Annotated in this window: 20 protein-coding genes; 13 read left to right on the plus strand and 7 right to left on the minus strand. The window is 64.3% G+C overall.

The genetic code is table 11. The features are described from left to right. Positions 1–9: 9 nt before the first annotated feature. The 11 genes from GWQ44_RS21685 (at position 10) to GWQ44_RS21735 (ending at position 9758) form a co-directional block, all read left to right on the plus strand. A complete protein-coding gene (locus GWQ44_RS21685; RefSeq protein ID WP_016966087.1) occupies positions 10–1404 on the plus strand; it encodes an ethanolamine ammonia-lyase subunit EutB in 1395 nt (464 codons plus the stop codon). Positions 1405–1415: 11 nt separating this feature from the next. Further along, positions 1416–2240 (plus strand): ethanolamine ammonia-lyase subunit EutC, encoded by an 825-nt coding sequence (gene eutC / locus GWQ44_RS21690; RefSeq protein ID WP_016966086.1) that lies wholly within the window; start codon positions 1416–1418, stop codon positions 2238–2240. A gap of 107 nt (positions 2241–2347) precedes the next feature. Beyond that, entirely contained in the window at positions 2348–2806 is a 459-nt protein-coding gene (locus GWQ44_RS21695; RefSeq protein WP_275928250.1) for a GNAT family N-acetyltransferase, read from the plus strand. A 236-nt stretch (positions 2807–3042) separates the two neighbouring features. After that, positions 3043–3699, plus strand: a complete 657-nt coding sequence (locus tag GWQ44_RS21700) for a DedA family protein (RefSeq protein ID WP_275928251.1) — start codon at positions 3043–3045, stop codon at positions 3697–3699. A gap of 5 nt (positions 3700–3704) precedes the next feature. Beyond that, positions 3705–4517: a M90 family metallopeptidase gene (locus GWQ44_RS21705; protein ID WP_016966083.1), complete on the plus strand. Its 813-nt coding sequence runs from the start codon at positions 3705–3707 to the stop codon at positions 4515–4517. Positions 4518–4757: 240 nt separating this feature from the next. Continuing rightward, positions 4758–5285, plus strand: a complete 528-nt coding sequence (gene ppa, locus GWQ44_RS21710) for an inorganic diphosphatase (RefSeq protein WP_011063696.1) — start codon at positions 4758–4760, stop codon at positions 5283–5285. Positions 5286–5718: 433 nt separating this feature from the next. Then, positions 5719–6222: a hypothetical protein gene (locus GWQ44_RS21715; protein ID WP_275928252.1), complete on the plus strand. Its 504-nt coding sequence runs from the start codon at positions 5719–5721 to the stop codon at positions 6220–6222. A 138-nt stretch (positions 6223–6360) separates the two neighbouring features. After that, on the plus strand, positions 6361–7536 hold the full coding sequence (locus GWQ44_RS21720) for a GGDEF domain-containing protein (protein WP_275928253.1): 1176 nt from the start codon (positions 6361–6363) through the stop codon (positions 7534–7536). Positions 7537–7700: 164 nt separating this feature from the next. Then, positions 7701–8072 carry a hypothetical protein gene (locus tag GWQ44_RS21725; protein ID WP_042940986.1) on the plus strand — a complete coding sequence of 124 codons (372 nt, stop codon included), beginning with the start codon at positions 7701–7703 and terminating at the stop codon, positions 8070–8072. A gap of 10 nt (positions 8073–8082) precedes the next feature. Next, the gene (locus GWQ44_RS21730; RefSeq protein WP_042940984.1) at positions 8083–8538 is read left to right on the plus strand and encodes a DUF3828 domain-containing protein; all 456 of its coding nucleotides are present in this window, start codon (positions 8083–8085) and stop codon (positions 8536–8538) included. 137 nt (positions 8539–8675) lie between these two features. Next, entirely contained in the window at positions 8676–9758 is a 1083-nt protein-coding gene (locus GWQ44_RS21735; RefSeq protein ID WP_275928254.1) for a dienelactone hydrolase family protein, read from the plus strand. Positions 9759–9791: 33 nt separating this feature from the next. Here the strand turns inward: GWQ44_RS21735 and nirK are convergent, their stop codons facing one another. The 7 genes from nirK to GWQ44_RS21770 form a co-directional block, all read right to left on the minus strand. Then, entirely contained in the window at positions 9792–10880 is a 1089-nt protein-coding gene (gene nirK / locus GWQ44_RS21740) for a copper-containing nitrite reductase (RefSeq protein ID WP_042940988.1), read from the minus strand. A gap of 113 nt (positions 10881–10993) precedes the next feature. After that, positions 10994–11812 (minus strand): DUF2135 domain-containing protein, encoded by an 819-nt coding sequence (locus GWQ44_RS21745; protein ID WP_016964896.1) that lies wholly within the window; start codon positions 11810–11812, stop codon positions 10994–10996. 3 nt (positions 11813–11815) lie between these two features. Then, positions 11816–13459: a DUF2300 domain-containing protein gene (locus tag GWQ44_RS21750; RefSeq protein WP_275928255.1), complete on the minus strand. Its 1644-nt coding sequence runs from the start codon at positions 13457–13459 to the stop codon at positions 11816–11818. 1 nt (position 13460) lies between these two features. After that, entirely contained in the window at positions 13461–18038 is a 4578-nt protein-coding gene (locus tag GWQ44_RS21755; RefSeq protein ID WP_275928256.1) for an alpha-2-macroglobulin, read from the minus strand. Continuing rightward, entirely contained in the window at positions 18035–18694 is a 660-nt protein-coding gene (locus tag GWQ44_RS21760; protein WP_016963383.1) for a DUF1175 family protein, read from the minus strand. Before GWQ44_RS21760 ends, GWQ44_RS21755 begins: the two co-directional genes overlap by 4 nt. Continuing rightward, on the minus strand, positions 18679–20391 hold the full coding sequence (locus GWQ44_RS21765) for a DUF2138 domain-containing protein (protein WP_275928257.1): 1713 nt from the start codon (positions 20389–20391) through the stop codon (positions 18679–18681). Before GWQ44_RS21765 ends, GWQ44_RS21760 begins: the two co-directional genes overlap by 16 nt. A 37-nt stretch (positions 20392–20428) precedes the next feature. Continuing rightward, a complete protein-coding gene (locus GWQ44_RS21770; protein ID WP_047306275.1) occupies positions 20429–21220 on the minus strand; it encodes a DUF2135 domain-containing protein in 792 nt (263 codons plus the stop codon). A 593-nt stretch (positions 21221–21813) separates the two neighbouring features. Here GWQ44_RS21770 and GWQ44_RS21775 point away from each other — a divergent pair. Then, on the plus strand, positions 21814–23385 hold the full coding sequence (locus tag GWQ44_RS21775; RefSeq protein ID WP_047306276.1) for a BCCT family transporter: 1572 nt from the start codon (positions 21814–21816) through the stop codon (positions 23383–23385). Next, a complete protein-coding gene (locus tag GWQ44_RS21780) occupies positions 23382–24683 on the plus strand; it encodes an OprD family outer membrane porin (protein WP_275928258.1) in 1302 nt (433 codons plus the stop codon). The genes GWQ44_RS21775 and GWQ44_RS21780 overlap by 4 nt, the downstream gene beginning before the upstream one ends. The last annotated feature ends 48 nt before the right edge of the window (positions 24684–24731 follow it).

Here is a 24731-nt window from a genome sequence, read left to right on the forward strand (position 1 = left end):
GAGACTGAGATGGCCCAATTTTCCCACAGCGTAGGTTCTCAGACCTATCGCTTCGACAGCCTCAAGGAAGTCATGGCCAAGGCCAGTCCGGCCCGCTCCGGCGACTTCCTGGCCGGGGTTGCCGCCCTCAACGACGGCGAGCGGGTCGCCGCCCAGATGACCCTGGCGGACATCCCCTTAAAGCACTTTCTCGAAGAGGTGCTGATTCCCTACGAAACCGACGAAGTCACCCGGCTGATCATCGACAGCCATGACAAACAAGCCTTCGCCACGGTCAGCCACCTCACCGTTGGCGGCTTTCGCGACTGGCTGCTCAGCGACGCCGCCGACGAGCAGAGCCTGCGGGCCCTGGCCCCGGGCCTGACCCCGGAAATGGCTGCCGCGGTGTCGAAGATCATGCGTGTGCAGGACCTGATCCTGGTGGCGCAGAAGATCCGCGTGGTGACCCAGTTCCGCGGCACCCTGGGCCTGCGCGGGCGCCTGTCCACCCGCCTGCAACCCAACCACCCCACCGACGAGCCGGCCGGTATCGCCGCGAGCATTCTCGACGGCCTGCTGTACGGCAACGGCGACGCGATGATCGGCATCAACCCGGCCACCGACAGCATTGCCTCGATCTGCGCCATGCTGGAAATGCTCGACGCCATCATCCAGCGCTACGAAATCCCGACCCAGGCCTGCGTGCTGACCCACGTCACCACCTCCATCGAGGCCATCAACCGCGGTGTGCCCCTGGACCTGGTGTTCCAGTCGATCGCCGGCACCGAAGCGGCCAACGCCAGTTTCGGCATCAACCTCAATGTGCTCCAGGAAGGCTACGAGGCGGGCCTGAGCCTGAACCGCGGCACCCTGGGGCAGAACCTGATGTATTTCGAGACCGGCCAGGGCAGCGCCCTGTCGGCCAACGCCCACTTCGGCGTCGACCAGCAGACCTGCGAAACCCGCGCCTACGCCGTGGCCCGGCATTTCAAGCCGTTCCTGGTGAACACCGTGGTCGGTTTCATTGGCCCGGAATACCTGTACAACGGCAAGCAGATCATCCGCGCCGGCCTGGAAGACCACTTCTGCGGCAAGCTGCTGGGCGTGCCCATGGGGTGCGACATCTGCTACACCAACCACGCCGAGGCCGACCAGGACGACATGGACACCCTGCTGACCCTGCTGGGCGTGGCCGGGATCAACTTCATCATGGGCATCCCCGGCTCCGACGACATCATGCTCAACTACCAGACCACCTCGTTCCACGACGCGCTCTACGCCCGCCAGACCCTCGGCCTGAAACCCGCCCCCGAATTCGAGCAGTGGCTGGCCAGGACCGGGATCTTCACCCAGGCCGACGGCAAGGTGCACTTCGGCAACAACCTGCCACCGGCGTTCCGCCAGGCACTGGCCCAGTTGGGATAAGGAACAGGCTCATGCAAAAACATCCGAGCGACTCGCAAAACCCCTGGCTGGAACTGCGCCGCCTGACCCCGGCCCGCATTGCCCTGGGCCGCACCGGCACCAGCCTGCCTACCGGCGCCCAGCTGGACTTCCAGTTCGCCCACGCCCAGGCCCGGGACGCGGTGCACCTGCCGTTCGACCACGCCGGCCTGAGCGCCCAACTGGCCGAGCGCGGCCGTGACAGCCTGCTGCTCCATAGCGCCGCCACGGATCGCCACAGTTACCTGCAACGCCCCGATCTGGGGCGCCGGCTCAGCGATGAATCGGCCCAGAGCCTGCGCGACTACGCCAGCGCCCATCCCGGCGGGGTCGACCTGGCGGTGGTGGTGGCGGACGGCCTGTCGGCGCTGGCGGTGCATCGCCACACCCTGCCATTCCTGGCGCGCATGGAAGAGCAGACCGCCGCCGAGGGCTGGTCGCTGTCGCCGGTGATCCTGGTGGAGCAAGGCCGGGTGGCGGTGGCCGACGAGATCGGCGAGCTGCTGGGGGCGAAGATGACCGTGATCCTGATCGGCGAACGCCCCGGCCTCAGCTCGCCCGACAGCCTGGGGCTGTACTTCACCTATCAGCCGAAAGTCGGCCTGACCGACGCCTACCGCAACTGCATCTCCAACGTGCGCCTGGAGGGCCTGAGCTACGGCATGGCCGCCCACCGCCTGCTGTACCTGATGCGCGAGGCCTGCCGTCGGCAACTGTCGGGAGTGAACCTCAAGGACGAGGCCCAGATACAGACCCTGGACAGCGATTCACCGGCGAATATGAAGGGCAACTTCCTGCTGGACCCGCCACAGCCCTGACGTTGCAAGGCGATTGCGCTTTTTTCCCGCTTTGGGCAGCATCGGGACACGGCTGCCCGAGTCATCCAACCTGTGCCGTCACATCCACTTGAAGTTGAGAGCTACCCATGCGGATTACTCAAGCAACCCTCGAGCACCTGGATCTGTTGACCCCGCTTTTCGTCAAATACCGTGAGTTCTATGGCGCTCTGCCTTACCCGGACTCGTCCCGGGCCTTTCTGGAAAAGCGCCTGCGACGCAAGGAATCGGTGATCTACCTGGCCCTGGCCGATGATGACAGCAGCAAGTTGCTGGGCTTTTGCCAGCTGTACCCAAGCTTTTCTTCCCTGTCGCTCAAGCGCGTGTGGATTCTCAACGATATCTATGTCGCCGAAGACGCCCGCCGCCAGCTGGTGGCCGACAACCTGATGCGTACCGCGAAGAAAATGGCCAAGGAGTCCAATGCCGTGCGGCTGCGGGTTTCCACCAGCAGCGACAACGCCGTGGCACAGAAAACCTATGAGTCCATGGGGTTTCGCGAAGACACCGAATTCAAGAACTACATATTGCCGCTGAGCGATGACTGACCCACAAAAAAGCGGCCTCAGGGCCGCTTTATCTGCTCCAGCAACCGCCAAATCCTCTGCTCTTGCTCCCCCTCGCAAGCCGAAACGCCCGGCTACAATCTGAACGCGCATTTCACCTTTCAGCCTTTATAATGCCGAACTTTTCGAATCGTAAGAAAAGCTACATCCCCTTGTAGTCCCTTTCTCCGAGTCATCGCACAGGCCTGCCGAGCCAGGCTGTCACCACAGGTGCCCCCATGGATTTCAACCCGATCGACCTAATCCTTCATCTCGACGTTTATCTCGACATGCTGGTGACCAACTACGGGCCCTGGATCTACGCCATCCTGTTCCTGGTGATTTTCTGCGAAACCGGCCTGGTGGTGACACCGTTCCTGCCCGGCGACTCACTGCTGTTCATCGCCGGCGCAGTCGCTGCGGGCGGCGGCATGGACCCGGTGCTGCTGTGCGGCCTGCTGATGCTGGCGGCGATCCTCGGCGACAGCACCAACTACGTGATCGGGCGAACCGCAGGCGAACGGCTGTTCAGCAACCCCAACTCGAAGATCTTCCGCCGCGACTACCTGCAGAAAACCCACGATTTCTATGAGAAGCACGGCGGCAAGACCGTGACCCTGGCGCGCTTCCTGCCGATCATCCGCACCTTCGCGCCCTTCGTCGCCGGCGTCGCGCGCATGCCCTACCCGCGCTTTTTCGCCTTCAGCGTGGCCGGCACCATCCTCTGGGTCGGCGGCCTGGTGACCCTGGGCTACTTCTTCGGCAACGTGCCCTTTATCAAGAAGAACCTCTCGCTGCTGGTGGTGGCCATTATCCTGCTGTCCCTGGTACCGATGATCATTGGCGTACTGCGCAGCCGCTTGGCCCGCAGTGCTGAAAAAGCCGAAACCCGCTAAACCGCATGTGGTCCCTCAGTGCCTGGCGCCGCAAGCGCCGGCTGGCCAAGCATCCGGTCAGCGATGACACCTGGCAGCGAGTACGCCAGCAACTACCGTTCCTCGACGGCATCAGCGCCGCCGAGGACCAGTGGCTACGGGAAGCCAGCGTGCTGTTCCTCGACGACAAGCACCTCACCACCCTGCCCGGCGTGGAACTGCATCAGGAACAGCGCCTGCTGCTGGCGGCCCAGGCGCAACTGCCGCTGCTGCACCTGGGCGACCTGAACTGGTACCAGGGCTTCCACGAAATCATTCTCTACCCCGACGACTTCCTCAGCCCCCAGCGCCACCGCGACGCCAGCGGCGTCGAGCATGAATGGGATGGCGAGCACAGTGGCGAAGCCTGGCAGCAGGGGCCGATCATCCTCGCCTGGCCCGGGGTGCAAGCCAGCGGCGGCTGGGAAGCCTACAACCTGGTGATCCACGAACTGGCCCACAAGCTGGACATGCTCAATGGCGACGCCAACGGCCTGCCGCCGCTGCACAGCGACATGCGGGTCAGCGACTGGGCCCAGGTGATGCAAAGCGCCTACGACGACCTCAACCGTCAGCTCGACCACGACCCGGACGCCGAAACCGCCATCGACCCCTACGCGGCGGAAAACCCGGCCGAGTTCTTCGCCGTCACCAGCGAATACTTCTTCAGCGCCCCGGACTTGCTGGTGGCGGCCTATCCGAAAGTCTATGCACAGCTGCAGCTGTTTTATCGGCAGAATCCATTGGCCCGACTGCAGCAACTTCAAGCTGAAGATCCGGTCTATCAAACGCACCACTAATACCCTGTCGCGCTATTTAAGTTGTTCATCTGAAGGCCAGTTGAAAGACCACTGCCGCGCCTGCCGACCGATGGCAAAACCGCCGGTCGCAAGGCCTGCCCGATCAGCTCTGCGCGACAGTACAACCAAGGTTCTACGACCCTTGGCACGTAGCAACGGTGGCGGAGTGTGTCTATAATCGCCGCCACTTTTTGGTCAATCCGGCCAAGTCATTTGGTCAACTAACGGGGGCAACGCCCAATGAGCTACAGCAAGATTCCGGCGGGCAAAGACCTGCCGAACGACATCTACGTCGCGATCGAAATCCCGGCCAACCACGCGCCGATCAAGTACGAAATCGACAAAGACAGCGACTGCCTGTTCGTTGACCGTTTCATGGCCACCCCCATGTTCTACCCGGCCAACTACGGCTTTATCCCCAACACCCTGGCCGACGACGGCGACCCACTCGATGTGCTGGTCGTGACCCCGTACCCAGTGGCGCCAGGCTCGGTGATCCGTGCCCGTCCAGTGGGCATCCTGAACATGACCGACGACGGCGGCGGCGATGCCAAAGTGATCGCGGTGCCTCACGACAAGCTGTCCCAGCTGTACGTCGACGTGAAGGAATACACCGACCTGCCCGCCCTGCTGCTGGAGCAGATCAAGCACTTCTTCGAGAACTACAAAGACCTCGAAAAAGGCAAGTGGGTGAAGATCGACGGTTGGGGCAACGCTGACGCGGCCCGTGCTGAGATCCTGAAGTCGGTTGCCGCCTACAAAGGCTAAGAAGCAGCTAGAAGCTTCGAGTGACGAGCTTCAAGAGAAAGCCCCGAGTGATCGGGGCTTTTTTGCGCCCGCGACTTCCCGCAGGAACCGGCTTGCCGGCGAACATCACGCATCCAGCAACACATTTCCCGCACTTTCTGCAGCTTCAAGGCCTCTAGATCGCGCATTGCACTGGGAATTGCCGGCGAACATGCGTATGCTGCGCCCCACATTTGCGCATCGACCCTTCCTGCGGTCAGATCGCCCGACGAAGCGGATGACTTTCCCGCCCAGTCCCACAGCCAGCCGCAAGAGCTGGGTGTACGTTTTGAAGGCTGGTGCGGTTTACCAAAAATGAACCAAGCCAGTCCCCGAGAAGCCGGCCACAAGCCGGCTTTTTAATGCCTGAAACCCGGGTACGGGAAGGCTCGGCCACTTCGACAGCAGGTGCAGGATGCACGACCTACGCAGCTTTGCCGCCCCCCTGAAATCCAAGCCCGAAGCACCGGCCGTGAACCCCAGCCTGGTGCTCCAGCAGCCCGTGCGGCGAGCCATGAAAAGCGCGCTGGTTGCCACGCTTGCAGCCCTTGGCCTAAGCGGCTGCGTGGGCGCATGGGTGGATATGCCCTACATGCAAGTATCGAAAACCGAGGCTCACCAGAGGCTCATCGGCAACTCCATGAAGCCGGTCATCACTCACACGCAAAAGAGCACACCCGAACGCCAGTGGTGCGGCACCACCCTCTTGGTCGTGATCCTGCCGATTCCACTCAAGCTGCCAGTCTGCGAGTCCTACAGCGCCACCGCCTATGGCGACGATATCAATGGCGTCGAAGTGCCGCTGCTGTACACAAATCGGAAAATCAGTTCGGATCTCTACGCTTGTGGTCCGTTCATGTTTCTCGGACCGATCGCGCACGGCTACCAGGGCAACGCGGTCTGCGGCGTATTTCGCTAGACCGGGCACTTCCTGCAGCAACATCCACCAAGGCCCGGAAGTTCTCGCTACAATCGCGCCCACTGATGGCAATTCGCCCGCTTCCGGCCGCGGCTTTGCTTCCCCGCCCTTGAACGCGACATCACGAGTACCCCGGACATGGCCCTGCATATCCCTACCCTGCTGGTCGTCTCGGTGTTCATTTTCTTCCTCATGAGCCTGCTGACCTTCCACGCCTGGCGGCAGGAGCCACGCGAGCGCCCGCTGGCCTACCTGGGAGGCATGATGCTGCTGGCCGCCGCGGGGATGGTGCTGGTGAGCCTGCGCGATATGGGCATGGACTTCGTACCGAAAGTGCTGGGCAACGTGGTCCTGCTGCTGAGCGCCGGTCTCAACTGGACGGCGATGCGAGTCTTCTCCGGACGTTCGCCCCATGCTCCGGGCATGCTCGCCGGGGCCGGCATCTGGCTGGCCCTGTGCATGGTTCCGGCGTTCTACCAGTCGATGATGGTTCGAGTCTCGGTGTATTCGCTGCTGGTGGCCGGCTATGGCCTGCTGATCATGCTGGAGTTCTGGCGCAGCCGTCGGCAGCTGGAAGTTGCCTATATGCCTGCCCTGGCCCTGACCCTGCTACACACCGTGTTCTACAGTGTGCGCGCGCTGATTGACCAGGGCCTGCCCTTGGATCAGGCGTTGAAAGGCTCCGGCGCCGGAGTGCCGCTGTTCTCGTTCATGTTGTTCGAATCGATGATGTATGTGATCGGCATTGCCTACGTAACCCTGTGCATGGTCAAGGAACGGGTCGAACTGCGCCTCAAGGCCGCGGCCTTCTGCGACGCCCTGACGGGTATCGGCAACCGCCGGGCATTCATGGTCCATGGCGAGCGGATGCTGATCGAATGCCAGCGCCGAGGCGCGCCGCTGGCCTTGCTGCTGTGCGACCTGGACCACTTCAAACGCTTGAACGACACCTTCGGCCATCAGACCGGCGACCGGGCGCTGATCGCATTCAGCCGGGTGCTCTCAGAAACCCTGCGCGGCAAAGACGTGTTTGCTCGCATCGGCGGTGAAGAGTTCGCTTGCTTGCTGGAGTCGACCGATGAGCAGGCCGCCGTGCGGGTGGCCGAACGGATTCGCCAGGCGTTCGCCCGCTTGCCTCTCCTGGAACCAGGGCTACTGAGTGTCAGCATCGGTGTGGTGACCAGTGAAACCCAGGGCTACGATCTGCCGCGCCTGCTCTCCCTGGCCGATGAAGCGCTGTATGGCGCCAAGGACCGGGGGCGCAACCGAGTGCAAACGGCATCGCGCAGTGCCCTTGCGCTACAGCCAGGCTGAACAGTCAGGGCACCCTTCGCCGGCGTTGACTCTGCACGGTTTGCCGGTCTGAACGATAACTGTGATGCCCCCCCAAAATCCCGAAAAAGGCACTTAGCCAGTATTTCCGACGCCCCTGCGCAAGCATAAACTCGCCGCTCTCAAGGACTCTCGGATGACAAGGAATGTGGAATAAACAAGCCGCTATCGATCACTTGAATGCGCATGCCCACGCGGGCAGCACCGGACGCTGTGCGGCCTACACTCGCCAGGCGATCGAGGCTGGCGGCGGTGGGGTGATTCTGCACAGGAAGCATTCGGCCAAGGACTTTGGCTCATCCCTGACCTCGGCCGGCTTTATCGAGCAACCAGCCGGTCAGACGCCCGCAGCAGGCGATGTGGTGATCATCCAGCCCATTCCCGGCCACCCCCACGGCCATATGGCGATGTTCAACGGCTCACTTTGGGTGTCAGACTTCAAGCAGTTGCACGGTTTCTACCCAGGGCATTCCTATCGGGTGCAGAAGCCTGCCTACAAAATCTATCGCCATCCGTAAGGGGTCTTCCATGAGAATGCTGTTCTGCTCGCTGCTGGCCGCGGCCGCCGTCGCCCTGCATCAGCCACTGGCCCTGGCCGACTGCGCCAGTTCGCCCAAGCCTGTCACCCAGGCGTTCTACAGCTGGTACCTGCAAACCTTCAGCGAAGACAAGGACCCGATCACCGACAGCGTCCCGGAGATGAAGAAGTACGTCTCCGACTCGCTGATCGCCAAGATCAAAAAGCAGATGGCCAGCCCCGATGGCCTGGAAGAGGACTATTTCCTCAAGGCCCAGGACTACATGGATGAGTGGCTGACCCAGATCAAGGTCAGCGAGCCGCAGATCCAGGGCTCCAGCGCCAAGGAGCAGGTCACGCTGGGCAGCACCCCGGACACCACCCAGACCGTCGATGTGCGGATGATCAAGGACAAGGGCTGCTGGAAGATCGACGAAGTGCTTTCCACCACCGATCAGAGCGACTGAACGGCGAGCTCTCCCCCGCCGCAACACTGACAAGGGCAAATGCGCAGGTCGTCGAGGGACGCGACCTGCCATGTTAAGCTGCGCGCCGTTTCGGGCACCCGCGCGAAGCCTCTTCCACTGAAAAAGGACTCTCAGTCATGTCGTTGCCGGCCGCTGTCCGCCTGCCGCTGTCGTTCCTCTGCCTATCTACCGCCCTCAGCCTCACCAGCGTCCGCGTCCACGCCGATGACCAGCAGGATGTCGCCAAGGGCCGCTGGCAAGGCCTGGCGGCCATGGCCAATCTGTACCTGGACGAGGCCACGCCGGCCGATTTCATCGAAGCCGGCGACAACGAAAAGAGCCAGCACGACAACTACGCCGGCGCCCTCGCCTACTACCTGACCGCCGCCCGCCTCGACCCGAAGAATGCCTACGCCTCGTACCAGGCGGCTGGCAGTCTGGCCGCCATGGACAAGAACAAGCGCGCCGCCGAGTTCCTCGATCAGGCCCGCGAGCGAGGCTTCTGGCAGTTGCTGATCCTCAAGGAAGACGACGAGCTGCAAGCCCTGCAGCAGACCCCGGCCTACCAGAAGCTGCTGCAAGCCGCCGAGCAGAACTACCCGGCCAAGGCCAAGGATGCCGGCCTTGCGGCCTTCAGTATTCCCCAGGGCAAGGCCCCGGCCGAAGGCTGGCCGGTGGTGGTCTGGCTCTCGGGATTCGGCACCGAGGGCAGCGACGGCGTCGATATGCGCGCCGACCTTGTGGGAGAGCAGGCCGTGCTGGTGGGCATCAACGGCCCCCTCAAGCGCGACGAGCACCAGTTCATGTGGCACCAGCATTCGGTGGCTCCGACCCAGGAGGCGGTCAGCGCGGCGTTGAAGAAACTGGAAAAGCAGACCCGCATCGATCGCTCGCGCATCGTCCTGATGGGCTTTTCCCAAGGCGCCGAGCACGCCTCGCACCTGATCGCCGAGTACCCGCAGCACTACAGCGGCGCCTTGCTGCTGTCCCCCGGCGGCTACCGGATTCCGTTCGGTGAAACCCGGGCCCGTGACAAGCGTATCGTCATTGTCCATGGCGCCAAGGAACACGAGAGCAACCAGAAACTCACTGCCACGACGCAGCAGGCCCTGGAACCCGGCAACCAGGTCCAGAGCCATGAACATGCTGAGGGCCACACCTTTCAGGACGACTGGCGCCAGGCGTACCCGGGCTACCTGAAATTCGCCCTGAACCTCTGATACCAGGCACCGGGACCTGAGCCCCGGCCGCTATCACTTGGCCGGAACAATGGGCCCCGGGGCTTTGACCTGGGTCATCAGGTCATCGTCCCAGGTGCCTTCGACCTTGACCTGCGCCAGGGCCCCCAACTCCATGGCCTCGATCAGGTTGTGGTTGAGGTACACATAGGTGCCCGGCTGCTTGAAGGTGTAGAGCGCGGCCAGCGCCGAACCGCCGGGGATGAACCAGGTTTCCAGATTGCGCAACGGGGCATTGGCGAACTTGCCGGTGGTCCAGACCCAGTCGCCATGGCCGCCAATCAGGTGCGGACGGCTGTCGCGGTTGGCCTGGGAGTGGATGAACAGCACGCTTTCGCCGACCTTGGCAGTCAGGGCGTTGGCCCCGGTCAGAGCCCCGACCCGGCCGTTGAACACCACATGGCTCGGGGTCAGCGTGCGCATCACTTCACGGGTGTCCTGATAGCTGGAGGCCAGGTCCGGGTAGCTCTTGTAATGCCCGTCCTGGTCCTTGGGGATATACAGATCGAACTCACCGATGGTGTAGGCCCGGTCATAGTGCAAGGGCTTGCCGGCAGGGTCTTTCAAGCCATCGCGCGGCAGCACCATCAAGGTTCCGCTCATGCCCGAGACCACATGCCAGGGCACCATTCCCGACGGCGCGCAGTGATAGACAAAGGTGCCGCTACGATCGGCCTTGAAACGCAGCACCACCTCCTGGCCTGGTACGACCTGGGTCAGCGCGGCCCCGCCCAGGGCGCCGGTGGCGGCATGGAAATCGATGTTGTGGGGCATGCTGTTGCTGGCCGGGTTGCTCAAGGTCAGTTCGACGTAGTCACCCTCATGCACCACCAGGGTCGGACCGGGCATGGAGCCGTTGAAGGTCATGGCCTGCAGGGTGGTGCCCTCATCGTCCACCACCATCTTTTTCTCTTCCACGCTCATGCGGAACTGCACGACCTTGGGCGGTCCGCTGACCACCTGTTCATGGGCATGCACCTGGGGCGGCGCCACCAGATCCACCTTGATCCGCTGCAAGCCGTCGGCGCCCGCGGCCATCACCAGGCCGGAGACACAGCTGCCGGCCACCACACAGCACTTCAACCACGATTGAAAAGCACCCATGTTGCGCATTTCCCTGCCTATGAATGGTGCTTCATTGCAAGGCAAACGCCGGGCGCTCGTATTGTCTCAGGGCAATGAAGCCATGCCCGGGCAGGCGCAGGGGTTGAGCTCGATCATGGATAGCTGAAACTGCGCACCAGGGTCAGCTCCCCGGGCGCCCGCATCGGCACGATGAAGGATTCGCTCTTCTCATCCGGCGTGCCTTCCTCGGTGATCACCGTGACCTGGGCCGTGGTCAGCGGCTGCACGGCGTTTTCCTGGCCGCCGTCTTCGTCGTCATCACTGCGATAACCGCCACCGTAGTAATTCACGTAGACCAGGTACTGGCCCTTGAGCGGCGCCGGCATGGAGAAGATCTCCGGGCCGTAGCCGGTGGTCACGTCCACGTCCAGGGTCGCGCCGTTGGGGGCCACGCGATCGCCGTACCAGATGTGCGCGCCATCGGGGGTCACCAGGTGCAGGTCGAGGTCGGTGTTGTCGCTGTCCCAGGACAGCAGCACGCGCAACTTGGGCGGGGTCACGCCACCGCCGGTATTGAGGAACTGCACGCGCTTGCGCTGCTGCCCGTCCGGGCTGCGCACCTCCACGCTGTTGCTGCCGTTGGGGAAGGAATAAGGCCGGTCGAAACCGCCTTGCTCGTCGAACTTGAGCGGCATGCTGACGCCGTTGACGATCAGCTTGCCCGGCTCCTTGCTCGCCTTGGGCGCGCCCTTGATCTGCCCGCGAATGCGCGCGGTATCGGCCTGCCCCTGAGGGGTGTTGACCGAGGAAGCCGGGTAGTTGACCTCCTGAATGTATTGCTCGCCATCGACGGCGCGGGTCCGCCAGCCGCCTTTGGGGGTGTCGAGGCGGATGCCGCTGTCGGCCAGGGCCATGGGCAGGCTGAACATTCCACAAAGGAACAGGAGGACCGGGGGAGCAGGAAGTTTCATGGCCTATTCCAATAAAAGATGACGGGCGAGCCCTTCGATGTAGGTTTCATCCTGGCCGTTGGGATGCGCCTCAAAGGCCAGGTGCAGGTATTCGTGAGTCAGGTCGAGGCGATCTTGCAGCGAGAGCACGCCACGCACGTAGATGCGTTGCCGTTCGCGGTCGACGTAGGGCCGGCCGAAGCTCAGGCGGCACACGGCGAACTGGCTGATTTCGTTGTAGCCGACTTCCTGTTCCAGGGGCTGACGCCAGCGTCGACGCTGGTTCAGCAGCCACTCTTGAGCGGCCGGCAAGGGTTCGCAGGAAGCCTGCGGATTGTCCCAGCGGCTGAGGCTGGCCCGCGGGTAAGCATGAAGCAGGATGGCGTCGTAGCCCTGGCCGGCGCGGGCCTGTTCCACGGCCTGTTGCCAGGACAATTTGTCCGGTGCCTGCTGATCCGAATGGTAGGTGACCTGGGTTCCGGCCAGCACCAGATCGGCAGTCCAGGCGGCGATGGCCCGGGCCTCGGCGGTGGCCGGACGCGGCGCGACCCGCTGGCGACTGCTGCTGTCGTCGATGCTCAGGCATTCGCCGCTGCGCCCGGCGTTCTGCAACAGATAGGTGCGGATCGCCACGGCCAGGGCCTTGGCGGCTTCCCGGGGTTCGCTGGAGGCCTCGCGCTGCAGCACCCGGGCCACGTATTCCTCGCGGTCCAGACGGGCCACCAGTTGCAGGGCCGAGGCGTTGGCTTGCAGGAAAAGCTCGCCGCCACTGTGGATATCCAATTGATTGCCATTGGCGAACTCCACCCGGTAATCCCCTTGCAGGGCACCTGGCCTGGCGGCGCGGGCATTCTGGCTGACGCTCTTGAGCGGATAGCGGGAGAACAGGCCGACCTCCACGCAGCGGCCTTTGTCCAGCGCCGGACGCTGCGGCAGCACCTGGTCCAGAACCTGGGCGTAATCCTTCAACACCCGCTGACTGGTGCCTCGTCCCCCCACCCACAGCGGCGTGCCGTCCACCAGCCACCCGGCAAAGCCGCCCTGGCGCGACTGCGGGTCCTGGTCCGCCAGCCAGCTCCAGGTCTTGACCCGCAGGCGCCCGCCCAAGGCTCCCAACACCGCGCCATCGGAGGCGTTGAGCAGCACATCCAGCAGCACCCGGCGCGCCGTCTCCTGGGCCGGCAACTGCGCCAGCACCTGCAACAGCTCCGCCACCGGCACCCGGGTCTGCGGCTGCAGGCGGTCGAGATCGCGCAACCACTCGGGCGCATGGCGGGCCTGCCAGTACTGGCGCCAGTCGGCGCTGGACAACTGCAAGCGTTGCGGCTCGAAGTACAACCCACAGGAACGGACCAGGGCCTGGTCCCGGGCGATGCTGCCACCGCTCGTGCAGCAATAGACCTCGTCCCTGGACTTGCCCTGGCAGGCATAGGCCGGCTCTTGCGCGCCGGTGTCCACCAACCAGGCATAGACGAAGAGCTTCCAGACACTGCCCAGGGGCGCCTGCAGGTCCTGCGGCAACGGCTCGCGGGCCAGCACCTGGGTCTTGCTCAGGCTCACCAGCTCGCTGTCCGGGGCGGTTTTCCAGACCAGGCGCAGAGGCTCGTCCTGGGCTGTCACCAGCCCAGGGAGTAGACACAGGCACAACCAGGCCCAACACCGCGTCATGTTATTTGACCGTGACCTGACCCAGTGCCGGCGTGCGTTCCTGAGCCTGATGCTCCGGTGCATAGACCTGGTAGAAACGCGCCGCAGGCAAGTTGAACTGGCCCTTCTGGGAGAAGCGGATCAAGTGCCGCAGACGCACCTCGCTGCTGTCGTTCAAGGCATCCAGCGGCACCGCGTAGCTCATCTGCCCGGGTTCGAAGCGGGCCTTCTCCAGGGACGCCGCTTCCGTACCCGCAGGACCAGCCAGCTTGATGCCCCAGGTGGTGCGCTCGACATCGGCGCCCGGCGGCAACGGCACTTCGAGCATGCCGTACAGCAGCGGCCGCTTGCCCTCGTTGGCGATGATCACTTCGTCCAGGTACAGGCCGTCACTGGCGATCGGCTTGTTGCCCACCGGTTCCAGCTTGAAGGTGAACGCCTCGTCGCCCGGCACCAGGCGCAACAGGCGACGGGTGATGTTCACCGGCAATGGCGTGCCCGCCGCCTGCTGGCTCTGGTAGCTGAGCGAAGCGCGCAACGGCCGCTCCGGCAACGGATCCAGGGTCAGCACCGCAGGCACCTGCGGGCCCTGCCACAGCCAGTAGCGCTCACCGCTGGCGCCCTGCTGCGGTTGCCAGCCCTGCCCCGGGTTCAGGGCCACGGCCGGCGCTGCCTGAGTCACGCTGCGTTGCAGCCAGGTCAGGGCCAGGGCCCGGTCCAGGGTCGGTTGCGATGGCAGCAGGCGTTGCAGCAATGCGCGCGCCGTCGCTTGATCGAAGGGTTTCAAGGACAGGTTGATGGCCTGAGCGAACGGCTGCGAACTGAGGTCGAGCTGTTGCTGGGCCGCGTCCAACTGCGCCACGAAGGCCGGTGGCGGGGTGACCTTGGCGTCCCGCGCCAGGGCCGCGGTCAATACCCGGGCACTGGCCAGACCGAGGGCCGAATCCGGCTCTGCCATCACCAGGCTGTCGCTGCTGCCAGCGTCCACGCTGTCAGCCGGACCGCTGCCGGCCTTGGCCAGATCGTCCATCAGGCCCCTGACCAGCGTGGCGATCGGCAGGTTCATCTCACGGGCAAAAGACAGGATCAGCGCCCGTTGCAGCAACGGCGTGTTGCCGGCCTGCTTGGCGTAGACCTCCAGCACCCGCTGCCAGTGCTCCGGCGGCAGGTTCAGGTCCATGACCTTGCTGGCATGCCAATCGGCGTAATAGGCGTAAGCGGTGAGGAAGGCGTCGGCATCGGCATCCTCGCCCCACCAGGTGAACGCCGCTTCCGGCCCGGCCATGTGCACCAGGCGCAGGCGGCTGTTCTGCATCATCAGGCGCAAGCGATCGCGAATCTGCGGATTGCTGGCCAGCGCCGGGTAGGCAACGCTCAATGGCAGCAGTTGGCTGGCGGTCTGCTCGACGCCGCCATACGGGTATTCCAGCAGGTCATCCAGGGCCGAACGGAACAGCGCTTGCGGGCTGTCGTCCAGGCGCAGGCGGATCTGCGTGGCATCGGCCGGCAGGCCCAACGGCGTGCTGGTGCCAGCCACGTCCAGGCTCTGGGTCTGTAGCGTCTGCCAACCGGCCGCGCTGCTCAGCAGGCGCACGGCCAGGGCATCCACGGTCTTGCCACCTTGCACCAGCTCGGCGCTCCATTCTCCATTGCCCGGGGCAATGGCCGGCAGCGCCACGTAGTTGATCCCGCTGTTCAAGGTCAGCGGCAGACGCTGGGACTCCCCGGCATAACGAACCACCAGCTCGGCCTTGGCCGTCTGCTCGGACTGGCTGAAGACAAACACCCCCAGGTCCGGCTTGTCGCCCGCGCGGAAACGGGTCGGGCCGCTCCACTTCAGGTACAGGGCTTTTTCCGAGCGCACGAACTGCTTCTTCTGCCCCACCTGGCCGGCATCGGCGATGGCCCGGGCGGTGATGCGCCAGCGGGTCAGGGAGTCGGGCATGCGGAAGGTGAAACGCGCCTTGCCGCTGCCGTCGGTCACCAGTTCCGGCTGCCAGGCAGCGGTGTCGACGTCTTCACGCCGTGGCCGCTCCAGCACCTTGACCCCGCGTTCGCTGCGGTTGGCCTTGCCCGGGGCCGTGGGGCTGCCCGGCAGCGCCACGTCGTAGCTGATGAACGACAGGCTGGCGCTGGTGCGCACGTTGTTGCGCCGTGGGTGGTAGAAGAACTGGTCGATGCTCGGCGCCACTTCCGGTTGCAGGGCGTAGACCATTTCGTCCACCACGCTGACGGTCAAGTGCGCCGGCACCGGCTTGCCGGCGAACTGGGTGGACAGGTCCACGGTGACCAGGTCACCCGGCTGGTACTTGTCCTTGTCGGTGTGGATCGCCACATCGATCTGCGGCGTCAGCACCTTGATCCCGGCGTTCTGAAAGCTGTACTCGCCGCCCTTGGTGTAGAGCACGGAGAAGGTCAGGTTCGGCGCGAAGTTGTCCTTCACCGGCACCCGGGCGCGGTATTGGGTAGGGCTGAGTTTTTCCACCTTCAGCCAGTCGCCGCCCTTGGACAGCAGCGCCGTGGCCTCGACCTTGTCGCGCTCCAGCGACAGCAGCGCATCGTTGATCGGCTCGGGGAAGGTGATCAGCGCCAGGGCTTCGTCACCGGCCTGGTACTCGGGTTTGTCGAGGACGATTTCCACGGTGCCCGGCACCGCTTTCACGCCTTCGCCGGTGACCGAGTGGCTGGTGCCGCCCAAGACCCGATCGTGTTCGTCCTTCAGGGTCAGGTTGTAGGTGCCGGGCCGTTCGAAGGCCAGGGCAAAGCCCTTGTCGGCCTCGCCCAGCTTGCCCTCGCCGGTGGACTGGTCTTCCAGGCGCACCCAGCTGTAGCGGTTGGGCTTGACGTTCTTGCTCTGCTCGCTGGTGTTCTGGTTGGCGTAGCTGAACTGGACCTTGTCACCCACGGCGCTGAAACGCTGCGGCGCGCTCAGGCTGAAGCTTGCCGCGCCACGCTCAATGAGGATTTCCTTGGTGGTCTTGACCCGGTATGCGGCGCCATCGCTGGCGAACACGGTGAGCATGTAGCGGCTCGGCTTGCTGGCCGCCGGCAGATCGAGGGTGGCACTGCCCTTGGCGTCGGTGGTCAGTTCGGCGCTGGTCAGTTCCACCGGGAACTGGCCCATGTACTGCAGCTCGTTGTCCACCATCGACAGTTGCTGAGCCCGCAGGCTCAGTTGCAGGCGCGCATTGGCCACCGGCTTGCCGTCCGGATAGAGCAGCACCAGATTGCCCTTCACCGGCTCACCGGTCTTGAAATCCGCCTTGGCCAGGCTCAGGGAAATCTCGAAATGCGGCTTGATGTATTCGGCCACCCGGAAGGCACTGCTGTAGACCTGGTCCTTGTAGGCAAAACGCAACTCATAACCACCGGCCACGGCGTTTTCCGGCAGTTGGAAGCGGCCTTGGGCGCCGGACTTGGCATCCAGATTCAGGGTCAGGTTCTGCAGCGTGGTGCCCGCGGCATCCAGCACGCTGACATTCACCGTACCGGCTCCCGGCTGCACCGAATCCCGGGCGTTCTTGAACTCGCGGCCGACGATCTTCAGCGATACCCAGTCCCCCGGGCGATACAGCGGCCGGTCGGTAAAGGCATAGAGCTTGGTGTCGTAGATTTCGCTGTCGTAATAGAAGTTCTCGGAGACGAACACCCCGCCTTCCTGGTCCTCGCCGATCACGTAGGAGCGCTCGGGGCTGACGTGTTTCAGGCGCACCAGGCCCTGTTCGTCGGTGGCGCCGCTGTTCATCACACCCAGGCCATCGGTCCACAGCACGTTGACCTTGGGCACCGAGTTGCCTTCATGCTTGCCCGCGGCCCAGACCAGCAGCTCGTCGCCGGCGATCTTGCTCACCGCCACGGTGTTGGAAACAAAGACCATGGTGGTGGCGCGGTACTTGCCCACCAGGGCTTCCACCAGGTACAGGCCCGGCTTGAGTTGCCCCAGCGGGATATAGACGTTGCCCGGCGCGACGTTGATGAACTGGCTGGAGGAACCGGACAGGTCAACCCCGGCCGGCGGCTGGATCGGCTTGGCCTGCCACAGCGGATAACGGAACTGGGTCACCAGGGGCAGCCCCGGGATCAGGGCGAATTGCGGCTGGGCGTCATAGGGCGTCGGCGCCAGCATCGAATTGCCGACCTTCAATTCCGGCACCTCCTCGGTCACCTGCTTGCGTGACTCGTAGGAGAAGGCGCGCTGCATCACCCGGCGGGATTTGCGATACCAGTTGTCCCACAGGTAGGCCAGGGTGTTGGACAGGCCCTCGCCCTTGAACTGGCCGTCACTGACCACCCGGTGCAGGTTCTTCTGGCGCTTGAGGAAGTCCAGCGGCTGGTTGATCCGGTACACCCGGATGTCCGCGCCGCCGTAGGGTTCCATGCGAAAGCGCCGGTAATCCCGGCCCGGGGCCTCAAGGCGCACCATGGCCTGCTCGTCACTGGCAAAGCTGCTGTCGGCCAAGAGGAAGAAACTCTCGCCGGAGACCGCCGCGTAATCGCTGGACGGCACCGAGTCTTCGGCATTGACCAGGCTCGCAGGGGCCACGAGGGTCAGAACAACAGTCAGTCGAAACAGAAAACGCCACATACGCGATTCGCTCATTGGGTGAGGAAGTTCAGTCGATAGATGCCGATGAAGTTGGGGTTGGCGGGGTCGGGTATCCATCGGGTGTCCTTCCATGTCATCAGTTGCTGCACGCTGGCCGAGCGCATGCCGTTATCGGTGGGGGTGGTGGTGCCGGTGTGATAGGCGATGTTGCGGCCCATCCAGATCATCAGGTGCTGGTCGTCGCCCTGGTCGAAGAACAAAAGATCGCCGGGGCGCGCCTGGCCCAGGTCACGACTGACCAGATGGCTGTTGAACTGGATCAGCTTGATCGCATTGACGTAGGGCCCGGTCTGCCCGCCGCCCTGCTGCCACTGCTGGGCCAGGCCGCGCTGGCCTTCGCTCAGTTGCAGCTCCGGCGGCAGGTAGCGATTGGACAGGCCGTTGGCCCGCAGCCACTTGCTGTCGTGGACCTTGAGCGCTTCGTTGGCGGCAAAGCGCACCAGCCCGGCGCAGTCCTGCTGATACCAGCGCGGGCTCGGCCCCTGGCTCAGTTGCTCCTGGGCGATGCGCACGAACCAGGCACGAAACACCTGGGACTGCTGCACATCCAACGGCGGCGCCTGGGTCGCGCCCACGGCGTTGCTCAGCAACAGGGCCAACAGGCCAAGGCTGGACAGACTCTTGCGCCATGCACTCACAGCGCGCGCCATTGCAGCGGCAGCCATTGCCAGTGACCGTTGGGCTCGCTGCCTTCAGGCAGGGTCAGGGCGTACTTGCCGTAACCGCCCAAGGTGCGCAGCTTGGGCACCAGGTAGGTTTGCGCGGCGTTGTTGAACACCGGCTCCATGTCCTGGGGCAGGCTGTCGAAGGTTTCCTGCTGGATCAACTGCGCCAGGGATTGCGGGCCCAGGTACACCGGCATCAGCGCATCCTTGGGCACCACGTCGGCCAGGGGCGGGAAGCGCTTGTCCAGGGTGCCCAGGGCCTTGCTCACCAGCTTGTCGTCCAGGGAGAACACCAGGGTCGAACCATGGCGGGCCAGGCTGACCTGCATGAAAGCGCGACCGGTGATGGCTTGCGGGTCCTTGGCCTCCTTGGCCGGGTACTGGCCGAAGTTGGAACTGACCTGGCGCTGCCATTGGTGCACCTCGCCGTTCTGCTGCTCGACCACGGGGAAGATGCGCTCCGGCACCTTGCTTTCCCGGGCCCCGACCATGGAACCGAACAGCTTGCCCAGGTCCGCATCGAGCTTGGCGTTGTCCTTGTCCTTGAGGCTGGCCACCAGCAGCGGCGTGTACAGCCGCGAGTCGGCGTACCAGCACAGCCCGGCGGTACCGGCCATGTGTTCGGTCAGGGTGGTGGCCACCGCCTCTTCGGCACCGAGCTTGACCAGCAGCGGCTTCTGCTGCTGCGCCGCCAGAGGCAGCGCCACGCAGGCACTGGCGCCCATGGGCATGGCCTGCCAGATCGGCTTGAAGTCGAAGTCCGGCTGGTTGTCCTGCTCCTGCAGGGCCAGGTAGCTGTGCCAGCCCTGGCCGTCCATGTCGAAACGCAAACCGGCGAAGTTGGGGATGAAGCGCTGGTAACCCATGGCCAGGACACCGGCGTTGACCGCCAGCCGCTGCTGCACCTCGGGCTTGCGCGCCTCCAGGCCAAAGGCCTCGGGGAACAGCTTGTCACCCTTGAGCAGCGCCTCCAGCGCGGCCGTGGAAACGGCGCCGTGTTCATCGTCGGCGCCCTGGCTCAGGTCGTACAGCTTGCCCGGGTTGGACAACACCACCAGCTTGTCGCCGTAAGAGGCGAACGCCAGGGATTTGCCGGCGTTGTAGTTCAGTTGGTACAGCGTCACCGCATCGCCGCCGACCTTGAGCTCGGCCAGCTTGCTCAATTGCGTGTCGTCCAGGGCGACCTTGGCCAGAGGCTCCAGCAGCTTGGCCAGACCGCCGCGGTCCATCACCAGCAGGAAGTCCTTGAGACGCCCGTCGGCGCCACGCCACAGCGCCACATCCGCCGGCTGGTCGAACAGTTGCTCGATCAGGTTGTCCTGCAGTTTCAGGTCATGCTCGTAGATGATCCGCCGCAGGCTGCCGATCAGCCCCAGGCGGTCGGCGTGGGCCTGGTAATAAAAGACGAAGTCCTCGGTCAGGGTGTCCTTGAGAAAGGGCACCGCCAGCAGGTCCTTGGGCAGTTGCGTCAGGGAATGGGTTTCCAGCAGCCCATCGGGGCGACTCAGGCCCAGCTTGTCGCCTGCCAGCTCGGCCACCGTGCTCTTGGGCTTGCAGCCCACGCCGGTGATCGCGGCCGCCACCAGGCACAGGCCCATGACCAGGACCGGCCAGCGCCGCTTGCTGGCGGGTTGTTCAGTGCCGGGCACGCCGGCCGCCGGGGATGCGGTGTTTTCGCTCATGATTCACAAAGCCCAATTCATCCGTGGTGCGGGATGTTCAATAGTTGAAAGACTTGACCAGCAACAGGTCGCCGATGGCCCGCATGGGCACGATAAAGGTCTCGCGTTTCTCATCGACGGTGTTTTCGTTAAGGATCAGGTTGATCTGCGAGGTGATCACCTCGTTCTGATTGCTGCCTTCGTCGAAGTTGTACCCGCCGCTGCCGAAATTGCCCCAGTAGTTCACGTAGATCAGGTAGGTGCCGCGCAGCGGCGCGGTCATGGTGAACATTTCCGGGCCCGGGCCGTCGACGCCGTCCGGGTCCAGGCCGCCGCCATTGGTCAGGCCGGGGTGGCCGAAGAACGCGTGCTGACCGTCGGGGGTGATGATGTGCATGTCCAGCTCGGCCTTGGGATCGTCCCAGCCCAGCACCACGCGGATCCGCGGCGGCGTCTTGTTCTGATTGGCTTCGTAGAACTGCACGCGCTTGAGGGACTTGCCTTCGGAGCTGCGCACTTCAACGCTGTTGGAACCGGCGCCAAACGCATAAGGGCGGGCGAAGCGGCCCTGTTCGTCGGTGTAGAGGTTCAGCGGGTTGCCGTTGACCGACAGGCTATGGGGCTGGCGCAGATGACCGATGGCCTTGAGCTGGCCCTCGATCAGGGTGCGATTGCGCTGGATGCCACGATCGATCGGGGGCGTCGGGTAGGCCACGCGGTCCTGCTCGGTGCGGTCCAGCAAGCCGGAATAGCGCCAGCCGGCCAGGGGTTCCTGCAGCTCGGCGGAGGGCTCGGCGAGCGCCGTACCGGCCAGCAGCAAGGTCAGCAGAAGGGAGGATAAAACGCGCATGTACTGCGTCCTGCCATGCATGGGGAAACCCTGGCGCCAGATCCTCGGCGCGGCTGCAAACATTCGGAAAACGGCCCAGCGACTGCGGGCGTCGGAAAGGCCGCAGATTAGCGATTTGCCGTCTGTTACACAATTGCCGAACCGGGATTTTGCAAGGCAATCGACACCCCGCTGAAACCCGCTGCGCAAGTGCCATTACGGCGACATTACACACGCCGAAAAAGGTGGCTTTCAGCCACTACTGGCACTTTCCGCCGCCCGCCAAGAAACAGCCTTAGTTCCAGTACGAATCTGCCCCAAAGGGTCCGCCGCTCCAGCACTCGCAAGCACCCTGCCGCCCACCGCCGACAGCCTCCACTGGCCCCTGCGGCGAGCGCTCTGGAATGCCCGTTGCGCCAATCGGCCCGGCCTGCGCCCATGGCAGCCAGGGGCCATCGCGCATTCCCTCAGGGAATGACCCCATACCCATTAGTCGATTGCTAGAGCACGCCGCTCAACGCTTATCTAGGAGCGCCGCGGTGTTGCACCGCGGCGCCCTGTGATTGCGGCCTCGCCTGGCCATAAAAAAGATAAGCAACGGGAGTGCCTCACTGATGAAGTATCCGTTAAGAGCCTGGGTCTTCTGGCCCACCTTTCTGATTCTGCTGGCAGCGGTGATCGCCAGTTACCTTGATCTGCAGGGTTTCCTGGCGGTGAGCAGGCAGCTCAACCGGATCATCCTCGACAACTTTTCCTGGCTGTTCAGTGCCGGCAGCTTCTTTCTCCTGGTACTGACCGTCATCGTCTACTTTTCGCCCCTGGGGCGGGTGCGCATCGGTGGCGAAGACGCCAAGCCCCTGCTGAGCAAGCCGCGCTGGTTCATGGTCGCCCTGTGCACCACCCTGGCGGTCGGCGTGCTGTTCTGGACCACCGCCGAGCCGCTCTATCACCTGTATGGCCCGCCTTCGAGCCTGAACATCGAAGCCGGCAGCAGCGAGGCCAAGCACTTCGCCATGTCCAGCATGTTCCTGCACTGGACCCTGACGCCCTACGCCATCTATCTGGTGCCCTCGCTGGTGTTCGCCCTGGTTTTCTACAACCTGCGCGGCCACTTCTCCATCGGCGCCATGCTGCAACCCCTGCTCGGCGCAGCATGGGTCAAGCGCCATGCCGGACTGATCGACACCCTGGCGATGTTCGCCCTGGTGGCGGGCATGGCCTCTTCCCTGGGCACCGGCGCGCTGACCCTGTCCGGTGGCCTGAGCCAGTACATCGGCGGTGACACCACGCCGCTGCGCCTGGGACTGATCATCGCGGTGATCGTCGCCACCTTCGTGTTCTCTGCCGCCAGCGGCTTGCAGAAGGGCATCGTCAAGTTCTCCACCTTCAACACCTGGATCATGCTGGCCCTGGGGCTGTTCGTCCTGGTCTGCGGGCCGACCCTGTACATCTTCAGCCTCGGCATCGAGTCCTTCGGCACCTACCTGCAGACCTTCTTCGGCCGCAGCCTGTTCACCGGCGCAGCCAGTGGCGACAACTGGCCCCAGAGCTGGACGGTGTTCTACTGGTCGGTGTGGTTCGCCTGGGCCCCGGTGAGCGCCATGTTCCTGGGCAAGATCGGCCGTGGCTACACCGTGCGCGAGTTCATTCACATCTCCATGCTCTACCCGGCGCTGTTCACCGCCCTGTGGATCTGCATCTTCTCCGGCAGCAGCCTGTACTTCGACGCCCAGGGTGATGGGGTGCTCAACCGCGTGCTCAACGAACAAGGGGTGGAGCATGTGCTGTACCAGGTGTTCCAGCAGTTGCCGGCGAGCGGCCTGATCATTGCCTTCTTGCTGTTCATTGCCTTCATCTCCTTTGTCACCGCTGCCGACTCCAGCACCGATGTCATCGGCAATCTGTGCAGTCGCGGGGTCACCGCCGATTCCGATCTGGACGGCAGCCCGCTGCTCAAGGTGATCTGGGGCGCGATCATCGGCTGCGTGTCCTGGGTGATGGTGGCCTACGTCGGCATCGACGGGGTCAAGATGCTCTCCAACCTGGGCGGCCTGCCGGGCATGCTGATTGTCCTGCTCTCCAGCAGCGCACTGATCATCTGGATGAAAAACCCGTCCCTGCTGACACCGCCGCTGCCCGCGGACGAGCCCGGGGCAAGCCACTCGCCACGAGGGCCTACCCCATGAACGTCCGTCTCCTGATCCTGGGCGGCCTGGGCCTGACGCTGCTCTGCCCCGTGCTGGCCCACGCCAGTCAGGCGCAATCCCGGGGCTTTGTCGAAGACAGCCGAATCAACGGCCTGGTGCGCAACAACTACCGCAACAACGACCATCGCCAGTGGGACCTGGATGCCCGCGAATGGGGCCAGGGCCTGCAGCTGGACTACGCCTCCGGCTACACCCAGGGCACCCTGGGCTGGGGCCTGGATGCCCATGCCTATTTCGCCACCCGACTCGACAGCGGCGGTGGCCGGGCGCGCACCATGATGCTGGTCAGCGACAGCGACGGCAGCAGCAAGCGGGAGTCGGCCACTGCCGGGGCGGCGCTGAAAATGCGCCTGTCCAATACCGAGTTCAAATACGGCGATCTGCGGCCCCAGACCCCGGTGCTGGCCCTGGCCGACAACCGGCTGATGCCGGCGACCGCCACTGGCCTGGCCTTCAGCAGCCGCGAGGTGGAAGGCCTGTTGCTGGAGGGCGGACACTTCACCGCCTCCCGGGACTTCAACCAGACCGGTCACCGCGGCGGCTTCCACGCCGGCTACGCCAGGGTCGAGGGCGGCGACGCCAGCTATCTGGGCGGCACCTACCAGGTGCATCCGCAGGTCGGGCTGGGGCTCTACAGCTCGCGCTATGAAGACCTGTGGCGCCAGCATTACCTCAATCTCAACCTCGACCAGCCCCTGGACGCCGAGGATCGGCGCAGCCTGAACCTGGACCTGCGGCTCTATCGCTCCCTGGACGATGGCAAGGCCCTGGCCGGGGATATCGCCGTAACGGCCTGGTCGGCGGCGCTGGCCCTGAAGGAGGGGCCGCACACCGTGACCCTGGCCCACCAACGCATCCATGGCCAGCAGCCCTTCGACTATCTGGCCCTGAGCGGCGGCGGCTTCCACGGCTCGATCTACCTGGCCAACGCCTCGTTGATCGCCGACTTCAACGGCCCCGGCGAACGCTCCTGGAGCCTGGGCTACCGACTCGACCTGGAACACCTGGGCCTGCCCGGCCTGTCCTTCGGCACCCGCTACATCCGGGGCAGTCATGTCGACGGCCGGCGGATCCCCCAGGGCAGTCCCTACCGCTACTACGCCGACAAGGAGCGCCACTGGGAGCGGGACATCGACCTCAGCTACCAGGTGCAGAGCGGCGTCGCCAAGGACCTGTCCCTGAGCCTGCGCCAGGGCACCTACCGCATTCACGGAACCTCGAACGGCGATGTCGACCACATCCGCCTGGTCACCGAATACCCCTTCAGCCTGCTGTGATCCACCGCGCTCGGCCCGGTGCCGGCCCCTTTTTCGACTGGAGTAGCC

It is taken from the genome of Pseudomonas sp. 3MA1, assembly GCF_029237275.1.
Taxonomy (GTDB): Bacteria; Pseudomonadota; Gammaproteobacteria; order Pseudomonadales; family Pseudomonadaceae; genus Aquipseudomonas; species Aquipseudomonas fluorescens_AP.

Coding starts and splice junctions, on each gene's coding strand:
- GWQ44_RS21730 (WP_042940984.1), top strand. CDS start 8,083: ATGAGAATGCTGTTCTGCTCGCTGCTGGCCGCGGCCGCCGTCGCCCTG.
- GWQ44_RS21780 (WP_275928258.1), top strand. CDS start 23,382: ATGAACGTCCGTCTCCTGATCCTGGGCGGCCTGGGCCTGACGCTGCTC.
- GWQ44_RS21745 (WP_016964896.1), bottom strand. CDS start 11,812: ATGAAACTTCCTGCTCCCCCGGTCCTCCTGTTCCTTTGTGGAATGTTC.
- GWQ44_RS21775 (WP_047306276.1), top strand. CDS start 21,814: ATGAAGTATCCGTTAAGAGCCTGGGTCTTCTGGCCCACCTTTCTGATT.
- GWQ44_RS21700 (WP_275928251.1), top strand. CDS start 3,043: ATGGATTTCAACCCGATCGACCTAATCCTTCATCTCGACGTTTATCTC.
- GWQ44_RS21715 (WP_275928252.1), top strand. CDS start 5,719: ATGCACGACCTACGCAGCTTTGCCGCCCCCCTGAAATCCAAGCCCGAA.
- eutC (WP_016966086.1), top strand. CDS start 1,416: ATGCAAAAACATCCGAGCGACTCGCAAAACCCCTGGCTGGAACTGCGC.
- GWQ44_RS21720 (WP_275928253.1), top strand. CDS start 6,361: ATGGCCCTGCATATCCCTACCCTGCTGGTCGTCTCGGTGTTCATTTTC.
- GWQ44_RS21725 (WP_042940986.1), top strand. CDS start 7,701: ATGTGGAATAAACAAGCCGCTATCGATCACTTGAATGCGCATGCCCAC.
- GWQ44_RS21770 (WP_047306275.1), bottom strand. CDS start 21,220: ATGCGCGTTTTATCCTCCCTTCTGCTGACCTTGCTGCTGGCCGGTACG.
- ppa (WP_011063696.1), top strand. CDS start 4,758: ATGAGCTACAGCAAGATTCCGGCGGGCAAAGACCTGCCGAACGACATC.
- GWQ44_RS21750 (WP_275928255.1), bottom strand. CDS start 13,459: ATGACGCGGTGTTGGGCCTGGTTGTGCCTGTGTCTACTCCCTGGGCTG.
- GWQ44_RS21685 (WP_016966087.1), top strand. CDS start 10: ATGGCCCAATTTTCCCACAGCGTAGGTTCTCAGACCTATCGCTTCGAC.
- GWQ44_RS21705 (WP_016966083.1), top strand. CDS start 3,705: ATGTGGTCCCTCAGTGCCTGGCGCCGCAAGCGCCGGCTGGCCAAGCAT.
- GWQ44_RS21735 (WP_275928254.1), top strand. CDS start 8,676: ATGTCGTTGCCGGCCGCTGTCCGCCTGCCGCTGTCGTTCCTCTGCCTA.
- nirK (WP_042940988.1), bottom strand. CDS start 10,880: ATGGGTGCTTTTCAATCGTGGTTGAAGTGCTGTGTGGTGGCCGGCAGC.
- GWQ44_RS21760 (WP_016963383.1), bottom strand. CDS start 18,694: ATGGCGCGCGCTGTGAGTGCATGGCGCAAGAGTCTGTCCAGCCTTGGC.
- GWQ44_RS21695 (WP_275928250.1), top strand. CDS start 2,348: ATGCGGATTACTCAAGCAACCCTCGAGCACCTGGATCTGTTGACCCCG.
- GWQ44_RS21755 (WP_275928256.1), bottom strand. CDS start 18,038: ATGAGCGAATCGCGTATGTGGCGTTTTCTGTTTCGACTGACTGTTGTT.
- GWQ44_RS21765 (WP_275928257.1), bottom strand. CDS start 20,391: ATGAGCGAAAACACCGCATCCCCGGCGGCCGGCGTGCCCGGCACTGAA.